The 26,619-nt window shown below is 42.6% G+C and carries 21 protein-coding genes; 13 read left to right on the forward strand and 8 right to left on the reverse strand.

The genetic code is table 11. The features are described from left to right. Positions 1–120 precede the first annotated feature (120 nt). Positions 121–936 carry a rhodanese-like domain-containing protein gene (locus EKG39_RS06965; protein ID WP_126505018.1) on the reverse strand — a complete coding sequence of 272 codons (816 nt, stop codon included), beginning with the start codon at positions 934–936 and terminating at the stop codon, positions 121–123. A gap of 337 nt (positions 937–1,273) precedes the next feature. Further along, entirely contained in the window at positions 1,274–1,453 is a 180-nt protein-coding gene (locus EKG39_RS06970; RefSeq protein ID WP_126505019.1) for a hypothetical protein, read from the reverse strand. Between the two features lie 699 nt (positions 1,454–2,152). Here EKG39_RS06970 and EKG39_RS06975 point away from each other — a divergent pair. Both EKG39_RS06975 and EKG39_RS06980 read left to right on the forward strand, forming a co-directional pair. Continuing rightward, positions 2,153–3,211: a PepSY-associated TM helix domain-containing protein gene (locus EKG39_RS06975; RefSeq protein WP_126505020.1), complete on the forward strand. Its 1,059-nt coding sequence runs from the start codon at positions 2,153–2,155 to the stop codon at positions 3,209–3,211. A 407-nt stretch (positions 3,212–3,618) separates the two neighbouring features. Further along, entirely contained in the window at positions 3,619–4,296 is a 678-nt protein-coding gene (locus EKG39_RS06980; RefSeq protein ID WP_246028431.1) for a nitroreductase family protein, read from the forward strand. 349 nt (positions 4,297–4,645) lie between these two features. On the opposite strand, the gene EKG39_RS06985 is transcribed toward EKG39_RS06980, so the two are convergent. After that, positions 4,646–5,902 (reverse strand): adenylosuccinate synthase, encoded by a 1,257-nt coding sequence (locus EKG39_RS06985; RefSeq protein WP_126505021.1) that lies wholly within the window; start codon positions 5,900–5,902, stop codon positions 4,646–4,648. A 134-nt stretch (positions 5,903–6,036) separates the two neighbouring features. Here EKG39_RS06985 and EKG39_RS06990 point away from each other — a divergent pair, with 134 nt between their 5' ends. The 5 genes from EKG39_RS06990 (at position 6,037) to EKG39_RS07010 (ending at position 14,382) form a co-directional block, all read left to right on the forward strand. Further along, a complete protein-coding gene (locus tag EKG39_RS06990; RefSeq protein ID WP_126505022.1) occupies positions 6,037–6,951 on the forward strand; it encodes a LysR family transcriptional regulator in 915 nt (304 codons plus the stop codon). A 604-nt stretch (positions 6,952–7,555) separates the two neighbouring features. Next, on the forward strand, positions 7,556–8,791 hold the full coding sequence (locus EKG39_RS06995) for an HD domain-containing phosphohydrolase (RefSeq protein WP_126505023.1): 1,236 nt from the start codon (positions 7,556–7,558) through the stop codon (positions 8,789–8,791). A 151-nt stretch (positions 8,792–8,942) separates the two neighbouring features. After that, positions 8,943–9,704: an N-acetylmuramoyl-L-alanine amidase gene (locus EKG39_RS07000; RefSeq protein ID WP_126505024.1), complete on the forward strand. Its 762-nt coding sequence runs from the start codon at positions 8,943–8,945 to the stop codon at positions 9,702–9,704. A gap of 467 nt (positions 9,705–10,171) precedes the next feature. Beyond that, positions 10,172–10,927, forward strand: coding sequence for a DUF4197 domain-containing protein (locus EKG39_RS07005; RefSeq protein WP_126505025.1), 756 nt, complete (start codon positions 10,172–10,174; stop codon positions 10,925–10,927). Positions 10,928–11,349: 422 nt separating this feature from the next. Beyond that, on the forward strand, positions 11,350–14,382 hold the full coding sequence (locus EKG39_RS07010; protein ID WP_246028432.1) for a UvrD-helicase domain-containing protein: 3,033 nt from the start codon (positions 11,350–11,352) through the stop codon (positions 14,380–14,382). A gap of 149 nt (positions 14,383–14,531) precedes the next feature. Here EKG39_RS07010 and EKG39_RS07015 read toward each other — a convergent pair whose 3' ends face one another. Continuing rightward, the gene (locus EKG39_RS07015) at positions 14,532–15,863 is read right to left on the reverse strand and encodes a sensor domain-containing diguanylate cyclase (protein ID WP_126505026.1); all 1,332 of its coding nucleotides are present in this window, start codon (positions 15,861–15,863) and stop codon (positions 14,532–14,534) included. A 787-nt stretch (positions 15,864–16,650) separates the two neighbouring features. Here EKG39_RS07015 and EKG39_RS07020 point away from each other — a divergent pair. After that, positions 16,651–17,898: a patatin-like phospholipase family protein gene (locus tag EKG39_RS07020; protein WP_126505027.1), complete on the forward strand. Its 1,248-nt coding sequence runs from the start codon at positions 16,651–16,653 to the stop codon at positions 17,896–17,898. Positions 17,899–18,128: 230 nt separating this feature from the next. Beyond that, positions 18,129–18,491: a group I truncated hemoglobin gene (locus EKG39_RS07025; RefSeq protein ID WP_126505028.1), complete on the forward strand. Its 363-nt coding sequence runs from the start codon at positions 18,129–18,131 to the stop codon at positions 18,489–18,491. 129 nt (positions 18,492–18,620) lie between these two features. Here the strand turns inward: EKG39_RS07025 and EKG39_RS07030 are convergent, their stop codons facing one another. Continuing rightward, on the reverse strand, positions 18,621–19,004 hold the full coding sequence (locus EKG39_RS07030) for a hypothetical protein (RefSeq protein WP_126505029.1): 384 nt from the start codon (positions 19,002–19,004) through the stop codon (positions 18,621–18,623). A 245-nt stretch (positions 19,005–19,249) separates the two neighbouring features. On the opposite strand from EKG39_RS07030, the gene EKG39_RS07035 reads away from it, so the two are divergent. Further along, the gene (locus EKG39_RS07035) at positions 19,250–19,966 is read left to right on the forward strand and encodes an RluA family pseudouridine synthase (RefSeq protein WP_126505030.1); all 717 of its coding nucleotides are present in this window, start codon (positions 19,250–19,252) and stop codon (positions 19,964–19,966) included. A gap of 115 nt (positions 19,967–20,081) precedes the next feature. On the opposite strand, the gene EKG39_RS07040 is transcribed toward EKG39_RS07035, so the two are convergent. After that, positions 20,082–21,215 carry a tyrosine-type recombinase/integrase gene (locus EKG39_RS07040; RefSeq protein WP_126505031.1) on the reverse strand — a complete coding sequence of 378 codons (1,134 nt, stop codon included), beginning with the start codon at positions 21,213–21,215 and terminating at the stop codon, positions 20,082–20,084. A gap of 850 nt (positions 21,216–22,065) precedes the next feature. Here EKG39_RS07040 and EKG39_RS07045 point away from each other — a divergent pair. Next, the gene (locus EKG39_RS07045) at positions 22,066–22,578 is read left to right on the forward strand and encodes a hypothetical protein (protein ID WP_126505032.1); all 513 of its coding nucleotides are present in this window, start codon (positions 22,066–22,068) and stop codon (positions 22,576–22,578) included. Positions 22,579–22,669: 91 nt separating this feature from the next. Here EKG39_RS07045 and EKG39_RS07050 read toward each other — a convergent pair whose 3' ends face one another. Further along, positions 22,670–23,644, reverse strand: coding sequence for an ABC transporter substrate-binding protein (locus EKG39_RS07050; protein ID WP_126505033.1), 975 nt, complete (start codon positions 23,642–23,644; stop codon positions 22,670–22,672). A gap of 545 nt (positions 23,645–24,189) precedes the next feature. Continuing rightward, complete coding sequence (locus EKG39_RS07055) at positions 24,190–25,239, reverse strand: oxidoreductase family protein (protein ID WP_126505341.1); 1,050 nt, start codon at positions 25,237–25,239, stop codon at positions 24,190–24,192. 246 nt (positions 25,240–25,485) lie between these two features. Between EKG39_RS07055 and EKG39_RS07060 the strand changes: the two genes are divergently transcribed. Together EKG39_RS07060 and EKG39_RS07065 are read left to right on the forward strand one after the other, a co-directional pair. Beyond that, complete coding sequence (locus tag EKG39_RS07060) at positions 25,486–25,833, forward strand: hypothetical protein (protein WP_126505034.1); 348 nt, start codon at positions 25,486–25,488, stop codon at positions 25,831–25,833. 48 nt (positions 25,834–25,881) lie between these two features. Continuing rightward, positions 25,882–26,577, forward strand: a complete 696-nt coding sequence (locus EKG39_RS07065; RefSeq protein ID WP_126505035.1) for an SDR family oxidoreductase — start codon at positions 25,882–25,884, stop codon at positions 26,575–26,577. The last annotated feature ends 42 nt before the right edge of the window (positions 26,578–26,619 follow it).

Consider the following 26,619-nt stretch of genomic DNA (forward strand, 5'->3'; position numbering starts at 1 on the left):
AAGAGAGTTATATCTATAACGCAGCTTTGGGTGAAAAACAATCGACTATGTGATTGTTGATTTTCTTGGGGGGGATTATGGCTTTCTATAACGTAGAGATGTGTGCTTGTTATTAATAATTCAATCCATAGGTAAACCCGCTTCAACATAGGCTTTTACGCCGCCATCCATAAAGTAATAATTCTCTACACCCACTTTTTCAATTAAGTATTGTAACCAGGGAGTTTGCTTGCCTACAGCATCATAAAACAAGATAGTTTGCTGATTCTTTTTGGCCTTACGTAAAAGCCCGAAAACTTTATCTGATGATGCGACCCGGGTAACACCCTCGAGAATGACCGGGTCTCTGTGATAATGCTCTCTGATATCGATAACCATCACCGACTTATCAATTTTCGCGACAAACTCACCGGGTGATAAAAGGTGTAACTGATACTTCTCGTTAGTGATAAGTCTATCTTTTGGCACTGTCTCTTCGCCTAGAATTACCGCGGCATCAGGAAAAGCCTCAATCCAGCCAAATATCCCCAGATCCATGGTAGCCACATTCGTAATGCCATTCTTAATTGCTTTATCACTCGCCTTATAGGATTTTTCGCAGGTTATGCCGTTACAGTAAAACACGATTGGCCGTGAGTCTTGCGCCCGTAATTTCTTAACCCTTGTAATAAAACCGGCATTTGAAATAGAAATATTGATCGCACCTTTGATGTGTAGCGTGTCGTATTCATACTGGGAGCGCACGTCGATGACGAGGGTACTTTCCAACTGTTTATATAACGTATGATGATCGATAATCGGTATATCTTTATAAATGGAGCGCAGTGGAAAGTTAGCGTCAACTTGTTCCGCTTGGGGCTCTGTGGCCAATACTGGTGCTAATAAGCAGCTCATTATTAGCGAAAGTAATCCAATCCAATACCTTTGTAACTTCATCTTCGCACCCACTTACAATCAGTGCCTGGTCCTTGCTAGTCAGACCGGACATAAGTATTAATTAAGCATAGTAAAAAAGACGGGAACCTTCTTAATGTTGGGTTTTGGCTTGCGGGTGAGGATTCATGGTTTGCAATAGAAGATATTATAAATAGGGAGCTTAGTATCGAGAGCCGTTTGTTTTGAACACGGTCTCGATACTAATCCTGATTCTGAGGGCTGGCTTTAAGTGCGCTTTTTCCGGGTTGGTTTTCGGAGATGTTTTAATTTTTACTGGATGTGCTCATTACCAGTAGTACTGCAAAGAAAACGATTGCGCCTATCACTATGATTGTATTCATTGTTTGTTCCTCTTGAGTAGATGTTGGTAGATGAAATAAGCCCCTATTGTGACGATGATGAAGGGGACGACAGTTATCGCTACGTTGAACATAAATTTGGTCACCGGAATGATGATTATGGTTGCCACAACCAAGACGGCTAGGGTGACCAAGGCGATAAGAGTGATCTGATTCATGCTAATTCCTGAATGCTGTTCGATCTAATGTTGTACGAGTTAATAAACAACTGATTCAACGTACAAAATAGCGGCTAACGATTGATATTCAATAATAGTAGTATCCCAGTCACACCTTATTCTTTCCTTAATTGAATTTTAAAGTGAAAGAAAAGGAGCGCTTTAAAGTCAAAGACGGCGCTACGCTGTAAGTCAGAAATGACGCTGCGCTATTAAAGCTGAGACGATGCTTCGCTAGAAGAGCTAAGGTGGCACTTTGTTGGTTGAGCAGGGATGACACTTCGTTATTGGAGCTTAAACGACGCTACGCTGTAAGGGCTCAGACGATGCTGCGCCGGAATGACAGCTTCGCGGCTAAAGCCGACTCCTACAACAGGGTATTTCGTCACTTTGAATTCACTTTAAAATCAGGTATCAGAGTTGGTTTGTGTTGTAGGTCATTCTTAATTCACTTCAGAATCCAGCATTGGTTTGTGTTTCCAGCTAATGGATTCCGGCCTTCGCCGGAATGACATATGAAGAACGGAATGACGTTCGTTGCTAGATGCTGGAACATACCTGATAAGTCAGCCTATAAAAATTCGCGACTAAAGCCGGCTCCTACAAAAATCATTACTTTGTAAATCCCGTTTAGAGTATTGAAATAGAGTTTGTTAATGATAACCTTTCTCAATTACAAGCTATTACTGAAAATTCAAAATGACAAAAATATTAAAAACACTCCACAACTGGGTAGGCTTTTTTATCAGTTTAATAATGCTGATTGTATTAACGACGGGTATCTATTTAGGCGGTACCGATCTGCTTAAACGTATGGACGACAAAGGTCAGGTGTATTCTGCGCTGAGCCATGAAGAAAAAGCTGTTATCGCTGCGGATGTGCTGGCGAACTATCCGGAGGCATCAGGTGTAAAACTACCAACCGAAATGGCGCCTTATGTCGAGGCCTATTCGAGACAAGAGTCCACTTATCTAACAACTGACCTTGAAGAGTTAAGCCATCAGGTAAAAAGTAAAGATTCTCTGCAAAGTTGGATGTTCTGGTTTCATCGTAACTTTCACCTAAGCGACCCAGGTAAACATGCCAATGCTATCAGCGCAATATTGGCAACTGTAATCATCTTTATCGGCCTTTATCTGTGGTGGTTGATAAGACGTGGTTTTAAGTGGAAGCATACACTGCCTAAAAATGGTAAAAACAGTGCACTGATCAAGAGCCATATCCAGTTAGGGCTGATCTTTTCTATTCCGCTTTTAATTATGTCTATCAGTGGTGCCTATATCACCTATGGTGCCAGGGGGGATTCGACTCTTGATGACAATCGACAAAAGCCCACGTTAGCACAAGGCGATGACTGGAAGGCACAGATAGTCGCGGCCCAAAAAATATGGCCGGTGTCTGAGCTGGTTTCTGTCTCAAAGCCGCGTAAACCGGAAGAGGGGAGTTATATCTATTCACTGAGCTTTAATGGCAATAATGCCTTAGGTTTGATGCAGACAGACACAATAAAAATTGACCTTCACACGGGTAAGTTAGATTCGGCGCAGACCTTCAGTGACAAAGGGCTCGCTTATCAAGCTAAATACAGTGCCCGTTTCTTACATGATGGGGCCAGAATGCCTACCTGGTATTTGCTTATGCTGATCATTAGTTCAGTTGTCGGGACGTTAATGGTGAGCTTTGTGTTGGTGACCTTTGTGCGCAAGGAGGTTTTAGGCCGAATGAAAACAAGAGCTGCGTTTCGTTTGCAAAACTAGTTTAGAAATGAATGATGGTTAAGAAAGATCAGATATAAGTCTGTTCGGGTTCCGGCTTCTTTGTTTCAACAAAGAAGCCGCATCTTCGAGATTAATGCTTGGCGTTTACAGACAAGGGAATGAATGATGCTATATCAAATGCAGGACCGGCTTTAGCCGGGGATGACTCACCTTTGCAAGAGCCTTCGCGGCTAAACCCAGCTCCTACAAAAGATAGATTCTGGCCTTTGCCGGAATGACGGGTGGTCGCTTGATCAAATGTGGGGTAAAAAATCGGTTTAGCTCAATCATTATCTACGTTTTTTTGATAATGATTCAATGATTAGGCTATTTTTAGTTAGGGTATTTTGAATTAAACTCTTTTCCATGCTCAAATTAAAGATGGTTTATTAGAGGAATAGAAATACATGGCTACGACTATGACGACAACGACTCACCCTATCATTACCGACCTAAACAAGCGCCATACGGTAAAAAAATACGATGCATCAAAGCGTATACCACAAACCGATCTCGATATATTGTATGAGGCGATGCGTTTATCTGCTTCTTCAATTAACTCTCAGCCATGGAAGTTTATTGTGATCGAGAGTGATGATGCAAAGCAGCGCATGCATGAGACATTTGCCAATAAGTATCAGTTTAATCAGCCACATATTAATGCGGCCTCACATATCATTTTATTTGCTCATAACCCTGCTTATACACGCGATGACTATGCAAGAGTGGTCGATAAGGGAATTGAAGATGGGCGAACCAAACCAGAAAACAGAGAGCAGGCCTTTGGCGGTTTTGCGTTTGCCGAACTGAACACCAACGAAGCAGGTAACAATGCAGCCTGGACCAAATCACAAACTTACCTGGCATTGGGTAATACCATGCATGTCCTGGCTCGATTAGGTATTGATTCCACTCCAATGGAAGGTATCGATAGTGAGCTGGTCGGTGATATTTTCAAACAGGAATTGGATGGATTTGTATGTGAAGTGGCATTAGCGATTGGATATCATCACTCGGAAGAGGACTACAATGCGAGTTTACCTAAGTCTCGTTTAGCTATTCAGGATGTTCTTGAAGTCATCTAAGGCAAAAGGTGTGGCATCGAGTTTTACAAGGTTCCAGATTTAAGCATTAAGGCTAGTAGAATTATATAGGGTATCTAGGTGTTAGTGAATGTATGAAAAGCGTCTGGAGCGCTTCATCCCCTGGTGGTCAATTGACTAAATACTTAGAAATAAAAAATGGAACCCTGTATGGGTTCCATTTTTAGTCGACAAATGCTCCAGCATTCACGACATTTCTTACTATTACCATCATCAGTTTTTCTGATTTTTTATAGTGTAGGTTGCAGAGTCTATCTTTAGTAAGTCTGTAAAGAATGGAAACCGGTTTGGGGTCCATTCTCAGTATTATTTACCCAGTGATTAGCGTTAATTATCGCAGGATCATCTGGTCACGTTCAGGGCCTACAGAGACCATGCTGATTGGAACACCCATTAGCGCTTCGATACGTAGCACGTAGTGCTGTGCGGCTTCTGGCAGGCTTTCAAACGTACGACAACCTGTGATGTCTTCGCTCCAACCTTGCATCTCTTCATAGACAGGAGATAGGGCGGCAGTTTGAGGCCAGATTGGGTTTTGAGTATGTTCACCTTCGTAAGATACGCAGATTTTAAGATCTGTCATGCCTGTTAAGCAGTCAATCTTGGTCAGTGCGATCTCGGTAGCGGCTTGTAGCTCGACACCATTACGGGTGGCGACAGCATCGAAGTAACCCATATCACGTGGACGGCCGGTAGTAGCGCCATACTCATTTGATGTTTCACGGAAGTTATCCTGCTCTTCCATCGCAGTCACTAATGTACCGGTACCTACAGATGAGCTGAACGATTTAGCCACGGCAATAATACGTTCCGGGCGAAGAGCGGGTAGTCCGCTGCCAATACCTGCATATGCGGCTGTTACGTTAGAAGAGGTTGTCCATGGGTATTCACCATAAACAAGGTCACGACCTGCACCTAATTGAGCTTCAAACAGTAAGCTGGCATTCTTGCTTTGCATCACTTTTAGCGGCTCTGTCACGTTGCAGATAAATTCACGCCAAGGTGCCGTGACTTCTAATAACCATGCGGTCATCTCTTCGGCGCTTTGAGTGAAGTCGCAGCTTGGGTATAGGGCTTTTAACTGTGGCATTTTCCAGTCGAGCATAAAGCGAATACGCTCAAGTAAGACTTCAGGTTGCATTAACCAACCGACAAGAATGCCTTTCTTCATGACACGATCGCCATATGCAGGTGCAATACCTTGTCTGGTAGAGCCGTAAGCACCATCGCCTAAACGTTCCTCTTCCAGAGTATCTTCCAGTGCGTGCAGTGGCAGACATAGGGTTGCACGGTCAGAAATGTGTAACTTGACGTTCACGCCAGCGGCTTTAACTTCTGCAATCTCTTCGGTTAACGCTGCAGGGCTGATAACCATGCCTGGGCCAAGGACCGCTGTACAGTCCGGGTTGAATATACCACTTGGCAGTTGATGTAGTTTAAAGGTACCAAAGTCATTGACGACAGTATGGCCCGCGTTATTACCACCTTGAAAACGAATGCTTGCAGAGGCATCTGCAGCAAGATAATCAACGATACGGCCTTTACCTTCATCGCCCCAATTAGCACCCACAACAACAATAGACGGCATATCACACACTCCTGAATAATTAAGCGGCTATGCTAATTGAAATTCTTAGATATGAGAAATTAATAATTATTATCGGTTTGATAAGAATTTCATATATCATGGGCAGGTTATCTCTATTTTATCGGGAAAAGGGCATGATCGATCTCAACTGGCTTAATACGTTTGTCACCTTAGCTAAGCATCAACATTTTGGTAAGGCCGCTGCGGCACTGCATATGACTCAGCCTAATGTCAGCCTGCATATCAAGCAGTTAGAGAATACGACAAGAGTGAAATTAATCGAGCGAAATCCATTTCATCTGACTGAAGCTGGCGTTCGTTTATTAAAGACCAGCGAAAAAACCTTAATGGAGTTGCAAGTTTGCCAGGCAGATCTCAACGCCATTAATGATCTCAGCCAAGGAACACTCACCATTGCGGCCAGTGACATCATCTCTCGCTTACTTTTGATCTCGCCATTTCAACTGTTCAAAGCCGAATTTCCGGGGATCGATTTTTCGCTGTTAAATACCACCTCATCACAAGCATCTGAATTGGTTAAAAATGCACAAGCAGATTTGGGCTTTGTGATCGCTCAAAAAGAGAGTCAGCCGCTGCATTTTACTGAGTTACAACAGATACGATGGTGTGCATTAGGGGACAACCTGGCGCTATGGCAACGGGCAAAACTTGACCCGGAACTGGTATTGGAGAGTGAGCCTACCTTGATTTTATTAGGCCATGATACCCGTACCCGAGATCTACTCGACTCAGCATTGCCTTCGCTGAATCTGCCAAAGTATCGGATCATGGAGGTTGGCAGTGTCGATGCACAGATAGACTGGGCTGAAGCGGGCTTTGGCGTGGCGATAGTGCCGGAGTTTTCCATTTACAGTAAACGCAATCTCGAAAATCATCTCAAAACTCATCTCAAAACAGAGGTGACGCCGTTACCGGAGTTTCCCACCACAAGCCTAGGTTATATTGTTCGCCAAAACCAGATACTATCGAAGGCTATCAAACAGCTATTAAAATGGGTCGATGAGGAGATCATTCGCTCGCAGAAGTAGGGGGACAAAGCTAAGTCGATTATTGTTCCTTACACAATCGACATTTCCACATCTGACCCATAGGGATATGGGAAATGTATGGGAAGTGTCTGGAACACTTCATACCTTGGCGGTCAGTTGACGCTTCGTTGTATAAGCTTAGTCGACGCTTTGCTGAAGAAGCTAAGACGATATAAAAAACGGAATGACAGAGCTATATCTAAATGTAGGACAGACTTTAGTCGGGAATGGGTCTGCTTTACAAAAAGCTTCGCGGCTAAAGCACGCTCCTACAAGTCGTTATTTTGAACTGATTCTTTCTGATATGTAGAACCTAAATTTTAGAAAAATTGGAAAACTGGAGCCTGGAATAAGTCCGGGATGACGTTGAAAGATCGGAATGACGTAAGAAGTTAGATACCGAAATGAGTCCGGTATGACGGTTATGATGCCCAAGATGATGGAATAGATTCGAGTAGTCGGTTTGCCCTCATCATTTTTCCTGTTTAATTCGTATATTATTAGCCCAGATCAAGCGCATTTCTGCAATCACATATATCCTGACTATACTAGTAGCACATGATTGGCTTATGTTTAAAAAAGTAGTAATTTTGAGGTGTTAGACATGGAAGAAGCACGAAACTCTCAACCCGAAAATAGCGAAAACATGATTGATATGGACGCCATGGGGGATTTCTATGATGACTTCAAGACTGCTCATGAGACATGTGATTCTGTATTAATCGATTTAGAGCTGGATCCCTCTAACGCCACTCTGCTTAACTCGCTGTTCAGGTCCATTCACACCATAAAAGGCAACTTGATTTATGTAGGGCTGAAAGATATTACACCGCTTATTCAGAGCGTGGAAGACCTACTGGATGCCATCAGAAAAAACCGCATCGAATACGATAGCCTGTTATGTGATGTCGTTCTGCTCACGCTAGATAAAACTGAGAGTATGGTTCAGTCAAGAATCGATGACTTACCCAGTGTTTTGTCGGATGATGAGATTGACCGTTTGTGTATCAATATCAGCTGCATTGCCGATGTCGCACCAGAAGCAAGAATTGAATACATTAAAAAATGCTTATTTATACTGGACCCGGATACTCACTTAAACAATAGCTATCTTAATCTATCCCTCGAGGATAAACCTCTCGTTTCCTCAACAACAGAGGAAAGTGATGAAGGCAGCCGTGAGCCTTTAGTTAATACTGATTATTTAGTCGACAACCAAGTTGTTGCCGATAAAAATATTAGAGATGTGCTGAAAAGCCACGATATCGAACTTGATGAAGATATTCATTTCTTCGAAAGTCTAAGTAGCCCATTAGAAAACCGTTCTTTCTATTGGAAGGGACGTACGGTACGTCTACTGATGCTAGCGCTGGCGATGAATGACAGGTCAGGGGGACTGGTTAATCCAACTCAGCTAGCGGTTGCCGTGCTTCTACATGATATCGGCATGTCATTTTTACCTAAAACGCTGCTTACCAAGAAGGGGGTCTTCACCGAAGAGGAGCGACAAGCCTTATATCGTCATCCCAACTCGGGTTATCAATTACTCAGGGAGTCAGAAAGGTGGGCTCAGGCTGCTCAGATTGTTCTACAACATCATGAACAGGTGGACGGCTCGGGTTATCCGAATCGCTTGAAAGGAGATGAAATTTGTCATGGGGCTAAAATTTTAGCCATTGCCGACACTTTCGATGCCAGATCCCATGAAAGAGCGCATCGCACGCTACTTAAGCGTCCGCTGGTTCGGACCATGAATGAGATCAATAACTTCTCAGGTACTCAGTTTGATCCGTTCTGGGTAGTGATTTTTAATCAGGTTGTATGTGAGCTTGAAGGTTAGGTAATCAGGATTTAAGCAAAGTGTTTTCGTTTGAGCTGAGTTGCTATCCCTTTGTTTTGAGCTAAGATATTAGCTAAACATCGATATACTTGCCTTCTTTGCAAGTTATCAATGATGACAAATTGCTAATAAGTTTATTCAAGGAACGAATATGACTAATGCTACCGGTCCATCACGTGTCACTCGCCTTTCTGTATCCGTTGCGATAAATCCCACGACCTTTCATTTCACGCTACCGCCGGGTCATAGGCCCCAGTTTGCACCATTAAAGGAGGAGTTGCACCCAGCCTTTGGATGGTTGACCAAGAACAGAGCCCGCTCGCGAAGGCGTGATGTGTTTGAGTCTATCGACACTATTGTTATCCATGCTACCGCAGGTTTTGCAACAGAGCATGCGGTGGACACATGGAAAGAGAGAAAGGCGAGTGCCCACTGGATCATACCCGATGAAAATGAAGCCGAGCATGGTCACTTCATCTGGGCCACTGTGGCCGAAGCGAAAGCGGCCTATCATGTTGGCAATGTCGATTATGAACCGATATTAGGTGAAGGGCCGAATGTTAACGACCGCAGCTTAGGCGTTGAACTGGTTAATACTCAGAATGTTGAATATTATCGCGACCCCTATTCCCTGTGGCAGATAGATATGTTGGCTCGCATCGTCCTCTATGCCTGGGCTAAGTACCCCAATCTTAAACACGTTATCTCCCATGCCAGCTTAGATCCTTCCCGGCGAACTGATCCCGGCGAAAATTTTCCCTGGGAGGTGTTCAAAGATAAGGTTCTTACACAGTCTGTATTGGAAGAACGACATCCTTTGGTACTCGCCGCAAGTGACAAATCTGTGCCGCCTGATACCGATAACTTGAATCTTGCGGTAACGGACAGGGCGGGTCATTGTTGCGAGCCGTAGACGTACGGTTTTTTCCCCATCGAGTCGTCACTCTGCGCTGGTAAAGCCGGCTCCTGCCGAGGGTCACACCCTCGTGGGTGAGACTACCCCTACAAAGAATATACATCTTAGAGGATAAAGCTGGCGCTTATAGAGATGGGAACAGAGCTATATCTAAATGTAGGACCGGCTTTAGCCGGGAATGATTCTCCTTTGCAAAAACCTTCGCGGCCAAAGCCAGCTCCTACAACACATCATTCTTTATAAATAGTTAAATCCTGTTTCTGGCATTTGCTCCTTTATGAAGAGGTACCCATAGGGCCTGTGATAATCCTGATATCACTCAGGCACTTCCACGTCCGTGTGGGTCAGATGGTAAATGTAAGAAAGCGTCTGGAACGTTTCTTACCATGGCGGTTAAACGACGCACCTTTGCTGGTATGAATGGACTATCTTTAATACAAAGTGATTTATCTGTTGGAGTTTCCATGAAAGTGCTCAATAAGCTTTATATCCTGATGTTTACTGTGTTCTTTATTACGGCATCCTTGTTGTCGATTCAGGTTTATGCCGGTGACGAGTGGTGGAAAAGCATTACCAAACAGTTAGAGACGAAAGACGAAACAAGAGCTGGGGAGCTCAGTATCGGCGAAATGGGGGATGCATTTAAACAAGCACTGCAAATTGATTCAGAAAACGTTGTCAATCAATTAGGCGGTGTTGATGGCTTTAATGGTGATGCATCTATCCACATTCCGTTACCCGACGAGATGGACATGGTCAGAGGGATGTTAGATAAAGTAGGCATGTCTGCGATGGTAGACGATCTGGAACTCAAGCTTAATCGCGCAGCCGAAGCGGCTACACCCAAGGCGAAAGCTCTTTTCGTACAATCTATCTCTGAAATGACCTTTGATGATGTAAAGACTATCTATGAAGGCCCTCAGGATTCCGCGACTCAATACTTTAAAAACAAGATGTCACAATCTTTAGCGACAGAGATGGAACCGATAGTTAAAGAAACGTTAGCCAGTGTAGGAGCTGTACAGGCATACGACTCTGTTATGGGTAAATATCAAAGTATGCCATTCGTACCAGATGTGAAAGCTGATTTGACCTCACATGTAGTAGAGAAAGGAATGGAGGGGATTTTCTATTACATTGCAAAAGAGGAGGCTGCAATCAGACAAGATCCTATGAAACAGACCACAGAGTTATTGCAGAAAGTATTTGGCGTAAACTGATTTAGATGGATTGGTTTATCAATCACAAATATCAATCGCGGCTGAAGCCTGCTCCTGCCGAGGGTCACACCCTCGTGGGTGAGACTACCCCTACAAAGAATATACATCTTAGAGGATAAAGCTGGCGCTTACAGAGGTAGGAACAGAGCGGTATCTAAATGTAGGACCGGCTTTAGCCGGGAATGACTCTCCTTTGCAAAAAACTTCGCGGCTAAAGCCAGCTCCTACAATTCGTCACTGCCTTACCGCTTGTTTATTGCTCTGTCAGTTTTTCTTTTTATGACTCTCCATGACTCAGCTATAGCTATCTTGTAAACTTAATTCTTATCTCTTTCATATAACTTTCATATATTTCTGAGCCTCATGTCATACCTTTTTTCTCTTTTAGGGCTGATTTTTAGGCACAGCTTTTAGGACTCACCTTGTCTCGACTCATTCCTGCTGACACCGATTCTTTCGCATCTTGCTCAAGTTCATCTGCTCCGGCTATGAATAAACCATCGTCAGGTATCACTGCAGATATACAGGCGGCAGGCGAGTCTGCTCCCGCTCTAACGGGAGTAGGGCCTTCCAATGTAGATCAAGCTGAAAAGCTTATAACTTACAGTTGGTTCGGTAGAGTTTTTAAGAAGAGTCAACTTGCTGTCAGATACAATGCCGATGGGCTTACTCTCACATCTCTATATACAAATCGCCTGTTTGCAAATCAACTTTTATCGACTGGGGCAGGTAGCTTTGACCAACATACCGATAAGAATACTGTTGACTACCCTATTAAAAATGGCGCGGGCCATGATAAGGACACTGAGATTCATTTTAACTGGCAGCAGCTAGATAAGCCGGCGGTGTTTAATTGGAGTTTCTTCGGCTATCTGATGAGCTTCACGGTCGGGGAGAAAATCTACACTACTCCTTTTCTCTCTTACGACTCCAAGTCAAAATTTAGTAATGATATGGATGTGTACTGGGCTGTAGCCAACCGACAAGGGCTATGTGAGCTAGTAGCCAGAATTGAAAAGGCCATGACTCATGAGTATTTGCGTCGTTCACGTATTAAAATGATCACCGCACGGATAGCCCGCGAATATGCGCGCTGGTTTCCCTGGTCACAGAACCCATCTCTTGAGCTTCCCCAAGAGATCCAAGCTGCTTTATCTAAGTTAAAGCAGTTCAAAGCCTGGACAGAACAAGATATTGAGCAGATCCGTGAGCAATATGTACAGCTGCAGCTCATCATGCACAAGGCGTTTTTCGATAATGTGGAGTCGAATCCACTGACAGAGAAACAACGACGGGCTTGCGTTATCGATGATAATAACAATCTCTTATTGGCTGGTGCCGGGACGGGAAAGACCAGTGTAATGGTGGGCCGGGCTGGTTATTTGATTCAAAGCGGTCAGGCCAATGCGAGTGAGGTATTACTGCTTGCTTATGGCAAGGTCGCCGCTAAAGAGATGGAAGAACGTATTAAGCTCAAACTGGGTTCGCCTTTAACTCCCGGTGAAACAAGCCAACCGGAAAATGGTGTCGCTGTTAACGATATAAGGGTGAGCACCTTTCATAGCTTAGGCATGCGAATTATCACCGAGGTCGAGGGGGCTACGCCGAAGTTGTCGGCCTGGGTTAATGATGACAAAGGTAAAGATAAATGGCTTAACGACACGCTGGGATCTTTGCTTAATGACACGCGTTATCGTAAGACTTTGTTGGCATTCTTAGGTGAGCATTTTCATTCAGAGATGAGCCCATTCAATTTTGAGAATGAACAGGATTATTTAGCTTATTTAAGCGCTAATGATATTCGAAGCTTCATGGGCGATAAGGTTAATAGTTTTGCAGAAATGCAGATAGCTAATTGGCTGTTTAAGCAGGGTATAGAGTACCAACATCAAGCGAGCTATCAGCATAAGAGCTGTGATAAAACTAGTGATAAGAGGGTGCGTCAATACAAGAGTAACTTCTATCTTCCTCATGATGATCTGTATATTGATTACTTTACTATCGATGAAACCGGGCTAGCGCCTGTGTTTATCGATAATGATTCATATCAGGATTCAATAGAGTGGAAACGCGAGCTTCATAGTCAAAATAAGACTCACTATGTAGACCTGTATCATCACCAGCACAATCAGGGTCAGTTGCTTAAGGTGCTTTCAAAAAGACTGAGTAAATACCGTGTTAAACGTGCGCCTATCGATGATGAAACACTGTTAGACCAGTTACAAAAACAGGGTTATATCACCAAGCTGGCAAAGTTATTCGGTCAGGTACTGACACTCTATCGGGGGGCATGTCTAGATGATAAGTCACTTGCCGAGCTCCTGTCTTCATCGGTATTTCAAAAACAAACAGAAGCTGCATTTAAGTTAATAAAACCCATTTTAAAATCATATCGGGCTCATTTAAATGCAAATGGTGAAATAGATTTTGAAGACATGATAGCAAAGGCGATTGAGTATATTGAAAAAGGGGAGTTTATCTCTCCCTGGCGCTTTATCATGGTGGATGAGTTTCAGGATATCTCCGAACCGCGAGCTCGACTGGTTAGGGCATTGCGAGACTCGACTCATTGTATTTCAAAAGAAAAACATGCAAAAGAGGCAGAACCGACCGCTGGAACTGAGGCCAAAACCCAGCCAAAAAACCTCGTAAAATCAGGGCGTTCAGCCTCACTGTTTTGTGTTGGTGATGACTGGCAGGCGATTTATCGTTTCAGTGGCGCAGATGTGAAATTGACTACACAATTTGAACATTACTTTGGCCCCGTCACTAAGAGCCACCTGGATCTGACATTTCGTTTTAATTCACGTATCGGCGATGTTGCGACCCGTTTTATCACACAAAACCCAATGCAACTGAAGAAGACCATCAACTCGGTCAAAAAAGGCATCAGATCGGCTGTGACGGTTGTTAAACCCAGGGCTACAAACAAACAGGCTGGTGAAAAGGATCAGCAAGACGCAATAAATCAAAACCAGTTTACGAATAGTACGCTCACTGAAACCCTAAATGCGATTAACCAGTTAGTGAGTAAGGAAAAAGGCAAACCAGAAGCAAAACAAAAAACTAAGCAAAAAGCTAAACAAAGGGTCTATCTGCTTGCCAGGTATTGGTTTGTGTTGCCGAATCAACAGGAGTTAGCGTTACTCAACCAAGCCTATCCGGGGATTAACATTGAGTGCCAGTCATTTCATGCTTCGAAGGGAAAGGAGGCTGACTATGTGATTATTATGGGGCTGACTACCGGCGTTCATGGTTTTCCATCGCTTAAGACAACGTCCCCCGTAGTTGATGCTTTACTTCCAGAGGCTGAGGATTTTCATTTTGCCGAAGAGCGCCGCCTTTTTTATGTGGCATTGACCCGAGCTAAGCATAAGGTGTACCTGTTGGCCGATAATAAAGATGTAAGCCCGTTTGTAGGTGAGATCTCACAGCTATGTAGGAGCCAGGTTTAGAGATTAAATGTAGGAGCATGCTTTAGCCGCGAAGAATCTAACATTGTAGGAGTCGGCATTTGCCACGAATGCTATACACTTATCGAAGCCCTTCGGTTTATGACATAGGTGTGAATAATTTCTGTGTGTGATTTTGATAATAAATGTACTCAATCAGATACACGATTCCTGCCGCCGACTTTGGCCTTGTATAGTGCCTCATCTGCGCGATTCATTATGCTTTTTACATCGTCTTCAGGTTCAAACTCTACGACACCAATACTTATCGTAAATGGAATTTGTTCCTCGTTTGGTCCGATAAACTCCTGTTCAGAAATATGATGGCATAATCGATTGGCTGTCAGTTTTGCCGCATATAGCTCGGTTCCAGGGAGGATGACCGTAAATTCCTCACCGCCGAACCGTGCAATTTTATCTCCCTCCCGCAGTAGTCCGGTGGCTGCATCGGCAAAGCATTTTAGAATTTGATCGCCAACCATATGGCCATAGGTATCATTGATCTGTTTGAAATGGTCTAAATCGATCATCAACAGGGAAAATCGAAAGCCATACCGCTTAAAGCGATTCGACATGCTTATTAGCTTATGGTCGAGATAGTTACGGTTTCTCAGTCCTGTAAGATAGTCTGTATTAAGCTTGAATTTCAGTTCATCAAGCAACTGTGTTCGCTGAGATACATCCCTTATGATTGCGGTAAATTCGGTATCTCCTTCAACGACTATCTTAGATATGCTGATTTCTGCGGCAAACTCCGCACCACTTTTCTTGAGGCCGTATATCTGAATCCTTTCTCCCATGTCACGGGAAGAGACCTGTTCATTGTTAAACTCTTCTACATACTGTGAATGATTATCTCTGTGGCGAATCGGCATCAGGCTAGTGATTGGCTTACCGATAATCTCTTCGGCGCGATAGCCAAAGATTATTTCTGCCGCCCGATTAAAATAATTAATTGTCTGATATCTGTCCATGGTAATGATTGCATCAAAGGCTCCCTTAACCACTGAGCTGTATCTGGCTCCTGTCTTGTTTATTTCGGACTCGATGGCAATTTTGTCATCCATATTTATCCCCGTTATCATCACCCGCTTTTGATGACCCTGGGGTTGAGCCATAGGTTTCAAGAACAAACGCCACCATTTCGACTTTTGGCCTCTCTCGAATGCCTGCTCCAACTCTATCGGTTCGTCTGTATTAAATACCTCGGGAAGAAACCTCATCAGAGTATTAGCGACCGAGGTAACCAGGATGGTGTTAAGCGAGCAATAAGGTGTTAGGGGGGGAGTCTCACCGAGCATTTCTTTAAAACGTTCATTACACGCAAGAATGATAAACTCATCGTCATGTTGTTCAACCACGGCGACACTGGCATGGATGGCTTCGACCATTTGTTGCAATTTTTGTGGCGTTTTCAACATGAGTTTCGCTTCAACCTCCAAGATCAACCATTTAAGTCTAGTTGCAAGTTGCAGTTTTTTCATAATCTAAGGATTCCCCTATGACATTTTTGGATGTCTCTTTTATAGCCAACTTAGCTGGTTAAAACACAATCAGAGCAAGTTTTAATGCGTAAATATGCATACCTTTGCATAGCGGTTAGAAAATTCTCGGGAATACATTTTTGCTTTTGCATAGGCACTGAATAAATGGTGCATGAGATGATAAAGCAGATTGTTATGCTTATTCAGGTGGAAACATGAAATCGATAACTACTGGTGGCCAGTGAGCTCGTCTTAAAAATCGAATGACAAGATAATCTATCGAGGTTTTTGTAGGAGCTGGCTTTAGCCACTAATGACATTATGTAAGAGCCGGCTTTAGCCGCGAATCGAAATAACCTTTGTCATTCCGGCATGCCTTTGGCCAGAATCTAGATTTAGGATAAAACATGCTGAACTGGTACCCCATTCGTTGACGAGATCGACACGGATATTAAAGCTTGTTTAACCTATTAAATCGATTCTTTGTGCTTACTTTTTTAAGCGCTATTTGAGTGATTATTTTTTGTGAGATAGTCATACTAAGTGCATGTCTTTTACTATGCTTAGATGTGTTAATTGGTTTCAAGTTGATTTAATTGGAGTTGATTAGTTCAAACCACACCGTATGCTGACCAACTGTTTAAAATAATATATTTGTGTACACCCTAGATATATAGCAGCAAGTAGAGTACATCGGCCTTAGGTAAGTTATTGATTAATAGTGCATTGCCTTTCTGCGAGAATGGTGATGACATAGGTTGTTCTCGATTAATAAAAGGATTAGGTTATGCAACTGAATCAGCAGTACTTGTGTCTCTTGTTGTCTCTGCTTTTCATTTCCGGCTGCTCAACAGTACCAGACCACACCCCAGTTCCTGAACACCTTGTAAATAAAGTTGAACCTATGGGGATACCCGAAATTAGAGCTTGGGGCGATGTTAATGACTATGTCATTGGCACTTATGGTGAGACCGTGCTTGCAAGACAGGACGCTGCAGGGCTCTTGTTGAATGAGGATGGTAGTTTTAAAGAAGCCAATATGTTGACTCTATCTGGTGGCGGAGAAAATGGTGCCTTTGGTGCAGGAATTCTCAAGGCTTGGAGTGATTCAGGATCACGACCTGAATTTTTAGCCGTGACAGGTATCAGCACTGGCGCGATCATCTCTGTTTTTGCTTTTTTAGGAACAGACTATGATGACCAATTAACCAGCTTTTATATTTCAACCGATGCTAAAGATTTATATGTTCAAAAAGGCTTTCTCTCTGCGATCACAAGCCTATCTTTATTCGATACAAGCCAATTTGAATCCGAGGTACGTGACACCATTAGTCCAGAGTTACTCTCACGAACTGCTGAGGCATATGAACAGGGACGCATTCTACTAATAGGTACAACTAATCTCGATGTTCAGCGCATGGCTATTTGGGATATGGGATATATTGCGTCACTGGGAACCCCTGAAGCAGAAAAGCTGTTTGAAGATATTGTGTTAGCTTCTGCGTCTATTCCTGGTATGTTTCCTGCTGTGCCTGTGAATGTCGAGTATGAAGGGGAGCAATATCAAGAAATTCATGTTGACGGTGGTGTAGTGCGACAAGTGTTTTTACTTCCTGATGAAATAGCCATAACTCCAGAGCTGTTGACTTATCCTGACAGAGAACGCCACTTATTCGTCATACGTAATGGTGAATTTAAGGCTACCTACAAACAGACGGAACTAAAGCTACTAAGCATCACAGGCAGATCCATATCCACATTACTCAAATATCAAGGACGTGGTGATGTAATGCGCTTGTACAACAAGGCTCACGAAGCAAATATGAATTTCAATATGGCCTACATTGATGATGATTTTGTGACTCATTTGAAAAAGAATATATGCAAGCTCTGTTCGATTACGGTTACACAAAGTTTCAATCAGGAAACCTGTGGAAAGCTAAACCGCCAGGTATCGACTCTAAAGAACTTAAGTTCCTTAAAATATCAGAAAAACCTTAATAAAGGGGCTTACCAGTTATTACTGGTTCCATAAATTTTAAATTCGATATTTCAATGTTCAAGTTTCCTGTTCGCGTCACCGATGGGCTTCTCTGTAGTGGCTCGGCACACTAAGCCAATGACTCTAAATAGAAAAATATCACTACGTAAATTCTTACAATTTTAGACTTCAAGTCAGGTGAAATTGATACGCATTTAAGATCCATAAAAGGACCTGTTTACTATGCTTAGATGTGTTAATTGCTTTCAGGTAGGAGTTTTACAATGAGTGATGCAAGTTTGTATGAGCGCCTCGGAGGTGAGGGGAAAATAGCCCTTATTGCAGCCGATATTTTCGATACTCACGCCGCTAACCCGACGATTGCCAGCCGATACAAAGACTCAGATAGGGAGAGAGTCATTAAGGTAGTCACCGAGTTTCTCTGTTCGGGTACCGGTGGGCCACAGGATTATACGGGTAAGAATATGCTCGATGCACACAGAGCGATGAACATAAATGAACGTGAATATATGGCTGTATTGGATGACATCATAGTGGCGTTAGACAAGAATGATGTTGGAGAGCGGGAAAAACAAGAGATGTTGATGATTGCTTACTCTATTAAGGCAGAGATCATCGGAGTTTAAGCTACCCATTTTGGTGCATGTCCTATTAATCTGTTAACATTTTTACCTGTTAATAGATTTACATAACCGTATTAAAGCAAAACGCAGCCATTTAGGCTGCGTTTTTATGATGCTTGCGTAACACTTTAACTAGTGTTCCTCTTTAGTGACAGATACCGTCCACTCATACAAGGGCGCTTCGTTATCGATCTTAAATTCTAATGAAGCTTCTTGTCCATCGGGTAATAGTGTAAAGCCGGGTAGAGTTTCAATATTGAGGAAGTCACCCTTGCGATAAATAAGCTGTGCGGTCAGATCAATCTGCCCCAGATTATCCGAGAGACTTAAACGTAAGATATTGGCGCTCTCGAGTTCTATCGGAAACTCTATAGGGTGGCCTGCTCCTATCGTCACTTGAGTAGGACCTAACGTGATACCGTCGCGTATCAGATCTGTATTAACCACGTAGTCTTCGGAATGACATGCACTTAATAATGTTATCAAGATAAGTGAAAAAATAACTCGTAAAAACATCGTACTCTAATGATGGATAACTTTAATGTCGCCATGGTAACACTAATCGTTATCAGATTAGTTACTTTTTACTAACCAATTGTAGGCTTGCCTCATCTTTTGAGTTCTCGTTCAGCTTGTATTCAGCAAAATTTTAATGGTGTAATAACTCTGGAGACAAAACACGCTCATTACAAAATACTCTACTTCAGCCTGTCTCTATTTTTCTGTATTATCTGCCTCCTGAATTAATTGTAAGGTGAGCTATGCAGCCCCAAGCCGACCCGTTTATCGTTCCTGTATGTCATGATGAGATAGAGATCTTATATCAGGATGAGGCATTGATTTTAATCAATAAACCCAGTGGCTTATTAAGCTTATCCGGTAAGCATCCGGATAATAAGGATTCGGTTCACTTTCGTCTTGTTCAGGATTTTCCGACCTGTACTATGATCCATAGATTGGATTTTGGTACCTCAGGCATCATGTTAGTTGCGATGAATAAGCAGGTGAATGCGCAACTTTGTAAACAGTTTAGTGAAAGAACCGTGTCGAAAAGCTATACAGCACTACTACATGGTCATCTCGGTGCCGATGAGGGGGTGATTGACTTTGCTATCGCGAAAGATAAAGAGAACTTTCCGCTGATGAAGATCTGCCAGCAAAGCGGAAAGCCTGCGGTCTCAAAGTTTAAGGTACTCGAACGTTTCGTTCAGACTAACGAGCACGCTTATTTCCAAGAGCATGAAAAAGCGGGAGATAGGACGGTTACCCGGGTTGAATTTGAGCCGGTCAGTGGTCGGACTCATCAGTTGAGGATTCATAGTCAGCAGATCCAACACCCGATTCTGGGCTGTGATCTCTATGCCACCGATGAGGCGTTCTTTGCCTCTTCCAGATTAATGTTACATGCAACCGAACTCGCCTTTGATCACCCAATAACGGGTGAGCGGATGAATATTATATCTCCGAGTCCGTTTTAGCTGTCGTATAAAAAATTTAAATTGTGCGGAGCCGATAGTGTAGGACCGGCTTTAGCCGGGAATGGATCTTCATTGCATAAAGATTCGCAGTGAAACACGCGCCTACAAAATAGCCTTAATCTTTTGGTTTCAGATAGTGTCTGAGTGATCTCGGATCTGTGTGCCCGGTTCTTGCCATTATATAGAGATGATCTTTGTCATTCTCATGGAGCTGGGTAACACAACCACTTCGTAAACTATGTGCTCCGTAGAATTCAGGACTTAACCCGGCTCTCAGACAATACTTCTTTATCATCTGGTAAATGTCATCACCACGAAGAAAACCGCTGTTTTTATTTAAACGGGGCTCTTTAGTTTGCATTGAAGTCAGGTTAATTTTTCTATTTGTTGCATCGCTGACACTGTATGGCCTGATCTGACTCCCATCTCGTGAGATCGAGCGAAACAGGTGACCCTGCTTTATTTTTGAAATTTCTATCCACTCTTTAACGGCGTCGAATGCGGCTAAGGTTTCTGTCTGCGGTAGATCTTTCCACTCCCTTTGTCCTTGCTGATTACTCTTGGAGTAGGGCAGGCGTACTTTGAGCTTATTTCGCAAAAAACTGACATGGTTAACTTGAATGTCGGCAAGCTCAGAGCGGCGAAAGCCTCCCTGAAAACCGAGTTGAATAATGGCTTTATCGCGTGCTCTGGTAAGTGGTTGCGGGTGCTGATTGATCACATCTATCAGCATTTCCAGTTCATCATACATTATCGGTTGTTGATCGTAGTCCGCAACTTTTCGATACTTGTTTCGACTTAACCCACGCATCACCCGGATCACCAAGGGGTGTTCAGTCGGCGAGTGAAATCCGGCCTTAATATGATGATATCTTATCGCAGCCAATCTTGAGGTTAATGTCTGCCGGGAAAGTTGGGCACCACTGCTTTGTTGAATACTCTCTTTTTGATGACCGATAAAGGAAATAACAGAACGGGGATCGGCGGGCAGCGGGCTTAAACCATGTTCAAGGCAGTAACGATTAAATATTGAAAAACTGGAGGTATAGACTCGTCGGGTATTTTCTGAGATCTCATACTCGGTTTCGCTGGCAGCACTCTTATAATCATCAAGGATTGAGAGAGGCAGTTGAGTCTCTTCGAAGAATGACTGTTCAGATGTGTTTCTATTACCACTTGTTCCGGATGGAACAATAGTGCTGTGTGAAGGCAAAACTGAATTTGGTGTGTGGTGCGCAGACTTTGACATGATATTTAAGGCACCTATAAAGATATAATTGCTAGCGGGTAGAGTTAATAGAAAATAGTGATCGGTTTATTAATTAGCCGATGGCTGAGTCCATTTGTGACTATTTAATAAACAACACATCAAAACTGACTGATTGAATAAATACTCTTTCATCCAAATTAAGTCCCAAATTATAGAGACAAGCAGCCACCTCTACCAGTGATAATCGTCATTATCACTGGTAGAGTGTCTAAACGAATAAATAACAATCAGAGTGATTGTATATTATTCGTTTATTCGACTTAGAGCAGGGACGATGTTCTTCAGGAAAAAGTACCTCGCGTACTTAAGGCAACTTTTACGGTTTTGCTAACAAGGTGCTTGTTCAACAAGCCCTGAGTGTTTGTCGTGTCTCAGAGCTGTGCAACTAATTTCCCCTGGGATATCAAGCTAATACCTGCTTATAAATAGTACGTTAAGCTAGTTTTTTGAGCGGTCTCAGGTGAAATTAACAGGGTAATTACCGGTTAGGTTTAGCAAATTTAAAGAATGGTTGCACCATTTTATAGCGTGTTGTTTAGTTAATCTCATCAATTGTTGAAAGGGTATCCTTAACCGGATGTTTAATGTGTCGTGAAGCAACCACGATTTTCATATTAAACTTTTGCTTGTCGAAACTGCGGGGCAAGGTTTCAAATCAAGGTAGTACACAATCGCATATAATGGTGTAACCATACTATTGTTTTGTGTTCTTTTGATGTGTAATATACCGAGATTAATAATTGAAATTTATACATGAAACACGTTTATAGATAGTTCACTCGTAACTAAATAAAAAAGATATTAAATTGCATCAAGCAAGGGAGAAGTTATGGAGCAGCAACAAGCATGGGTTTATCACGGAGAGAATCCTAAGGCTGGAAGAAAACTTCTTTTATTGGAAGTTGAAGAATTGATGCTGGCAATTCCATTAATATATCGCCTCATTCATCCGGATGAAATGTTATTAAGAAAGGATTGGTTCCTACCAGAGTTAATTGAAGACAACTCTCAAGAAAGTTCTCGAAAAAGTGACAAATACATTTCACTGGTCCCTCTACTACAGCGCGTTACTCAACTAAGAAAAGACCATGAGTTATTATCCGCCCCCTTACAGCAACTGAATCTTAGTCTGAATTCATACTTCAGTGATTTGGGTTGGCGCATGGTTAGAAGGGAATTGTCGCAGCTCAAGAAAAGACAAAAGAAAGCGCATATAGAACTTAGCAAAGATATCATCACAAAATTGAAGCATTACATGGAACGTGGTCAGTTTGAGAGTTTCGATCAGGCAATTGATAATTTGTTAACCGAAGTAAACACTAGTCATGAGCTTGAACAGTAATTTTGTAGCTCACTGGGACATGGTTCTCTTGGTTAGGAGTTATCAAGACCGCGATGAGCAACCAATGGGAATATAAACGATTGCGTTAAGGTCAATCTACAAGAGTACTTTTCTTTAGTAACGTCGGTGGAAGCTGGATACTCCAACGATCTAATTCATGCTGACTAAACATGAACGTGCCACGTTTTGGCGTCGATATCGCGGGTAAGGTTCCTTTAACAAAAAAGTGATTAACTTTCTCTGCAGCTGCAAGACCTTGCTCGGTACCGTTGATAATTAAGCCTCCAATCGCTTTTCCTTCCCCAATGGAATATGACCAAAATGCAAAAACGGGGAGGGGGCTTTTTCTACTTGTCCAGTGACTGACTTTGTCCAGGCTGACGTTTTCGCAGAACCTATTGGTTAATGCTGCATAGTTAGCGATGATGATTGCATCATAGCCATTCTCCTTTGTTTTCGCGACCGTAGCTTTCCAGTCATGAAAGCTCTGCTCGAGAGTTATGTCGACCTCGATATCTGAGATAGTTTGTTTGAATTTGTCATCGAAGGAGGTTTCTAATATGGCATAGGAAGTTGGATTCCTATCCATCAATACTTTGACCTTTCTAATGCTGGGCATTAGTTGACGTAACATAAAAACTGAACGTTTTAGTAATGGGCGTTCCAGTGAGCCCGAAACATTCTTATCGAGTGTAATATAGTGACGGGGGTTGGCATTGATGCCGAGAAATACCAGAGGAATTTGAGCCTCAACAATTCTGGAGCCCAATAGTTTTAGAGCGTTATCATCGGCAAGCACCACAACCTTTGGCTGTTGCTCTTGAATAAATTGCCACGTTTGATTAGCGATCGCTTCATATTCAGTGGCCGGCTTACGCTTAGTGTCCATCTCATATTCGGAAATACTATGACCGTTGACACCGGAAAGAAAGCCATCTCGATACTCTTGAACCCAGGGGTACCCTTGATGGTAACTATGAATAAAGGCAACATCGGCCGCAATTGCATCTTCTGCAAACATGCAAAATAATAGGCCGAATAGTGATGATTTAAATGCCAATTCCATATTTTTACAATCTATTCCCAAGTCATCTATATATATCATTTTCTGTGACAATATGCTGATTTTATTTCGATAAAAGTGTTTTATGTTAACTAAGTTATGTTTAGCATGCTTCCCTATCTACAGTTTAATAACTACTGCTTCATAATGGTGCGACAGAACACTGGCAAGAAGACCGAGCAGGTAAGAGCAAAGGCGACAAGGACTAACTTTTGTGACGATTTGATTTGATTTGGTTTGAGTGCAATAGTTTGAGTGCAATAGTTGTAAAATCCGGTAAACAACAAGCATACAAAAGAGAGTCCTGATTTCGTAATTTCGCGTCACTTGACGCTCTTGGTCACTGACCGCTTTACGTTTATCCGTTAACTCTCTTATACTATTAGTTTAGTCCAGATCAGGCTTAATGGGTAACAAATAACGTGAAAATTTGAATCTGAATTATCCTCTGTAAGCCTTTACCCATAAGCCTTTTAGAGGGAAATACTATGGGAGTAAACGACAAAATATCGCTCTCTATTTCGCTATAGTATATTTATATTTAAAATCTATATTTTGCCGGATGAAGACACAAGACTCTCAAGGGCAATGTCAGTCATTTTTTGGCTGAAACCATTATTTTTAGGATGATCCGGAGACCAACCAAGTATAAAGCGCTGAAAATCTGCCCATGCAACAAAAAATAGCGGGCGCCATTCTCGCTCGACCATCTCGAAATCAAGATGGGAATTATTCAACTTCAATGCAACACTCAGTTGTGAGAAGTAATGTTCAATTAGCTCTTCATACTCCAGATGACATTGTTCCTCAGTTAAACAGCTTCCTATAAAGTAGATTAGATCTTTCATTCCACAACCAGCCCCGACGTATTGAAAGTCTACGGCAGCAACCCGATCGCAGTTTTGACTAAAACAGAAGTTAGCGACTTTTGCATCCCCATGAACCAGAGTCTTAAATCGGCAGCTATTCAATTTTAAATCAAGGTCTGAAGCAGCGCTCTTTAATGGTGAGTCTGGCATAACTGCATATTCGTCGGAACGTGTGCCCAGGTGCCAATAGGTTCCAATCGGCCACAAACCTTCAGGCCAAGTTTTATCAGGTGAATCTTGCAAGAACCTGGCATGAAAATGGGCTAACCAGGTGATGCACACTTTACTCTGCTCAATGGTCAGGGACTTCTTTCTCACCATAAATCCAGCCTGATCTAGATCGCTGAGTAAAATTAAACACTTTTCAGCTGTTTGCACGGATCCGGCATTTATTTGGCTGTTTTCATGACTAATATCTTCTAAGATACCAAAACATTCGGGTACAAAAGAGGGACCACTGCACTGTAAGGCCCAGTCACGGTACCAGTTTGCTTCGACCCGATAGGATAGCAATTTTCTTCTATGGGAATGCTGCGAATCCCATCCTCTTGGGTGAGCCGACTCAGTTGGTGGGGAGACAGATTTGACTATGATACTCTCAGGACAATGTTCCCCCTTGATCCTATAACGTACAATCTCGCCATAACCACTCCATAGCGTCTGCACCGATTCTAATCTCTGCACCGCATTACAATTTAATCGCTGTAAAATATATTCTTCTGTATTCAATGCTATTTCATCAAAATTCGTCATTGGATAATTTTATATCAATTGAAGGTGTTATGAATAGACTATGGTAATATGAATTTTCTTTAACTCACGGAGTGAGCTAAAAATTTGCTGAGTCTAACAGCATTTAACTGATTGAGTGTTCGACGATAAACTTGAAAAAATCATGTCTTATGAATACTTTTTCAAATGGATTTTTACAAAAGGAGTTATAATTATCTATACCTCTATTTCGATATTCAAGTTATGACGACATCACGCGCGCTGCCTCAAGAGAAGAAGCTGACGGTTTTAAGTCGGATTGAACCTGGTTGCCTCGGGCCTGATGGTATCGATCATATTGAGTCATTTTGTCGATTCGCCAATCACGAGCTTAAAAAAGTCGACCCGGATTTTATCAAATGGATACCTTTGCCCCGATACGACAAGTCACTGTCTGAGATGCAATATTCAGTAAATAAGAAGCAGTTAAGCCGTGATAAAGCAGCCCAGTACCTTGCTCTCTTTGAAAGTGAACTTGATGATTTTGAAGAGCATTTTCATGACAAGGTCTCATTGTTGATAAATGAGTTTCTTTCTAAACATAAAGAGTAACCTTGCGTTCGAGGCTTACTCATTATCGCCCTAATAAGGATTTTCAAAATGGCAAAACATCTTTTTATCACAGGTGCTAATCGTGGCATCGGTTTAACTCTGGTTCAACATTATCTTGCTGATGGCTGGCTTGTGACTGCCTGCTGCAGAGAGCCGGAACAAGCCGAAGAGTTACAGTCGTTACTGGAAGATAATGAAGGGCTCTCGATATTTCAACTCGATGTCACCGATTATGAAGGGGTAGATGAACTAGCTGAAAACCTTGCAGATGAGCCAATCGATCTGCTTATTAATAATGCAGGCTATTACGGCCCTAAAGGTAGTGGTTTTGGCGGTACTGACGTTGAAGAGTGGCGTCAGGTTATGGAAATAAACACCATTGCCCCCTTAAAAATTGCAGAAGCCTTTTGTGCAAATTTAGCGCTTGCCGAGAACGGGGTCTATGCTGCTATTTCATCTAAGATGGGCAGTATGGGTGATAACGCGAGTGGTGGTTCCTATATTTATCGCTCGTCAAAGGCTGCACTAAATTCTGTAGTAAAAAGTTTATCTATCGATTTACAACCCGAGGGCACAAGCGTGGTCGCTATACACCCTGGATGGGTTCAAACAGCTATGGGCGGGCCCAACGCATTAATCACTACCGATGAATCAGTTACCGGCATTAAGCAGTTTCTAGATGGTTTGTCGACAAAACACAATGGTGGTTTTTATGATTTTAAGGGTAATGAGATAGCTTGGTAATTAAGCAATAAAACAAGATACCAGGCCGATATCGGTCGCCTG

This window comes from Shewanella atlantica, from assembly GCF_003966265.1.
Lineage (GTDB): Bacteria > Pseudomonadota > Gammaproteobacteria > Enterobacterales > Shewanellaceae > Shewanella > Shewanella atlantica.

Excerpts from the sequence above, each read along its gene's own strand:
- EKG39_RS07045 (WP_126505032.1), top strand. The coding sequence starts at position 22,066 with ATGGAGCAGCAACAAGCATGGGTTTATCACGGAGAGAATCCTAAGGCT.
- EKG39_RS06970 (WP_126505019.1), bottom strand. The coding sequence starts at position 1,453 with ATGAATCAGATCACTCTTATCGCCTTGGTCACCCTAGCCGTCTTGGTT.
- EKG39_RS07035 (WP_126505030.1), top strand. The coding sequence starts at position 19,250 with ATGCAGCCCCAAGCCGACCCGTTTATCGTTCCTGTATGTCATGATGAG.
- EKG39_RS07005 (WP_126505025.1), top strand. The coding sequence starts at position 10,172 with ATGAAAGTGCTCAATAAGCTTTATATCCTGATGTTTACTGTGTTCTTT.
- EKG39_RS07015 (WP_126505026.1), bottom strand. The coding sequence starts at position 15,863 with ATGAAAAAACTGCAACTTGCAACTAGACTTAAATGGTTGATCTTGGAG.
- EKG39_RS06995 (WP_126505023.1), top strand. The coding sequence starts at position 7,556 with ATGGAAGAAGCACGAAACTCTCAACCCGAAAATAGCGAAAACATGATT.
- EKG39_RS06965 (WP_126505018.1), bottom strand. The coding sequence starts at position 936 with ATGAAGTTACAAAGGTATTGGATTGGATTACTTTCGCTAATAATGAGC.
- EKG39_RS07065 (WP_126505035.1), top strand. The coding sequence starts at position 25,882 with ATGGCAAAACATCTTTTTATCACAGGTGCTAATCGTGGCATCGGTTTA.
- EKG39_RS06990 (WP_126505022.1), top strand. The coding sequence starts at position 6,037 with ATGATCGATCTCAACTGGCTTAATACGTTTGTCACCTTAGCTAAGCAT.
- EKG39_RS07020 (WP_126505027.1), top strand. The coding sequence starts at position 16,651 with ATGCAACTGAATCAGCAGTACTTGTGTCTCTTGTTGTCTCTGCTTTTC.
- EKG39_RS07050 (WP_126505033.1), bottom strand. The coding sequence starts at position 23,644 with ATGGAATTGGCATTTAAATCATCACTATTCGGCCTATTATTTTGCATG.
- EKG39_RS07025 (WP_126505028.1), top strand. The coding sequence starts at position 18,129 with ATGAGTGATGCAAGTTTGTATGAGCGCCTCGGAGGTGAGGGGAAAATA.
- EKG39_RS07060 (WP_126505034.1), top strand. The coding sequence starts at position 25,486 with ATGACGACATCACGCGCGCTGCCTCAAGAGAAGAAGCTGACGGTTTTA.
- EKG39_RS06980 (WP_246028431.1), top strand. The coding sequence starts at position 3,619 with ATGGCTACGACTATGACGACAACGACTCACCCTATCATTACCGACCTA.
- EKG39_RS06975 (WP_126505020.1), top strand. The coding sequence starts at position 2,153 with ATGACAAAAATATTAAAAACACTCCACAACTGGGTAGGCTTTTTTATC.
- EKG39_RS07030 (WP_126505029.1), bottom strand. The coding sequence starts at position 19,004 with ATGTTTTTACGAGTTATTTTTTCACTTATCTTGATAACATTATTAAGT.
- EKG39_RS07040 (WP_126505031.1), bottom strand. The coding sequence starts at position 21,215 with ATGTCAAAGTCTGCGCACCACACACCAAATTCAGTTTTGCCTTCACAC.
- EKG39_RS06985 (WP_126505021.1), bottom strand. The coding sequence starts at position 5,902 with ATGCCGTCTATTGTTGTTGTGGGTGCTAATTGGGGCGATGAAGGTAAA.
- EKG39_RS07000 (WP_126505024.1), top strand. The coding sequence starts at position 8,943 with ATGACTAATGCTACCGGTCCATCACGTGTCACTCGCCTTTCTGTATCC.